Annotated in this window: 2 protein-coding genes; both read left to right on the plus strand. The window is 59.9% G+C overall.

Annotated features, from left to right (window positions below; all coding sequences use genetic code 11):
- Nucleotides 1–264: 264 nt before the first annotated feature.
- Entirely contained in the window at nucleotides 265–747 is a 483-nt protein-coding gene (locus BGIM_RS65440; protein ID WP_020476476.1) for a hypothetical protein, read from the plus strand.
- A partial coding sequence (locus BGIM_RS0146845; protein WP_020476477.1) for a terminase large subunit domain-containing protein occupies nucleotides 728–1,384 on the plus strand: 657 nt, incomplete at its 3' end. The genes BGIM_RS65440 and BGIM_RS0146845, both read left to right, overlap by 20 nt.

Genomic DNA, 1,384 nt, shown 5'->3' on the forward strand with positions numbered 1-1,384 from the left:
CCCGGTCTGAAAGACCGGCTAACCCAGACCGGTCCGTCAGGGCCGGGCACACCACCGGGCTGAACACCCAAAACACACGCAACCCCTTGTTTTCAAAGGGTTTCTCATCAACACCCCTTTTCTTTTCTTTTTAGTGTGTCCAATGTGTCCAATTCGGCGTGGCCCGGATGGTGTTACGGGTCTAATAGGGGCGTTGTTGATCGTTGATATCAATTCCTTGTTTTCAATTAACAAGGAGTTGAAAACGCCGGTTGGGGCGCGGACATGGCGAAGCTGACCGAGAAGATCGTGCTGGACAAGATTGTCGAGTTCAAGGGGAACGTCTCCGCTTGTTCGCGGGCGTTTGGCGTGAGCCGCACGACGGTGCATGAGTTTATTCGCAAACATCCCGATTTGCAGGCGGCCGTGAGGGACGCGCGCGAGTCGTTGATTGATGTCGCCGAGTCGGTCCTCTACAAGGCCGTTCTTAATGGCGAGGCTTGGGCGGTTTGTTTCACTCTCAAAACACAAGGACGATTCCGCGGATACGTGCAACGGCAGGAACACACCGGCCGCGACGGCGAGGCCATTATCTATGAACACAACGGAACCGCTTTCACCCCTCTCGTCGAACGGCTTGATTCTCTTTCCGACAGTTTTGAACGCGCGGCTCGTCGCGCGGGCGAAGGCGATCTATCAGGCGACGGTGCTGGAGAACCCGTGGATTCCGGATCACATCAAAAAGGGCATGACCCCGAGGCAGGTTGAGTTCCTTTGCTATGAGGGCCGCGAGGCGCTGTTTGGCGGCAGCGCCGGGGGCGGGAAGTCGGTCGCGTTATTGGCCGCCTCTCTTCAGTGGATCGAACAGCCGGGGGCCAACTCGCTGATCTTGCGGCGGACTTTTGTGCAACTGGCGAAGTCCGATTCCATCTTGAACAAGTCCAAGGACTGGCTGGCCAATCGGCGCGACGGCGACGGCCACGCGGTTCGTTGGAACGGCGATGAGCGCAAATGGACCTTTCCCAACGGCAACACCCTTGAGTTCGGCCACATGGAACACGAGGACGCCAAATACGACTATCAAGGGGGCGTCTGGGCCTTCATCGGCGTGGACGAGGCGACGCAGTTCACCGAGCCGATGCTGGCCTACCCGCGCTCCCGCCAGCGCCGGCCGGCCAAGTCGAAGGTGCCGTTGCGCTGGCGCGGCGGCACCAACCCCGGCGGTGTCGGCCACGAGGCCATCAAGGCGCGGTACATCAAGGATCTTCAAGGGAACAACCCGGCCACGCCGCACCGGCAGTTTTTTCCCGCTCGCATCGAGGATAACCCGCACATCGACCGGCTGGAATATGTCACCGCGTTGCGCGAGTCCGGGGTCGATCCGCTGACGCTCGCGCAATTGCTC

Origin of the sequence: Zavarzinella formosa DSM 19928, assembly GCF_000255705.1 — a bacterium.
Classification (GTDB): domain Bacteria; phylum Planctomycetota; class Planctomycetia; order Gemmatales; family Gemmataceae; genus Zavarzinella; species Zavarzinella formosa.

Coding starts and splice junctions, on each gene's coding strand:
- BGIM_RS65440 (WP_020476476.1), top strand. CDS start 265: ATGGCGAAGCTGACCGAGAAGATCGTGCTGGACAAGATTGTCGAGTTC.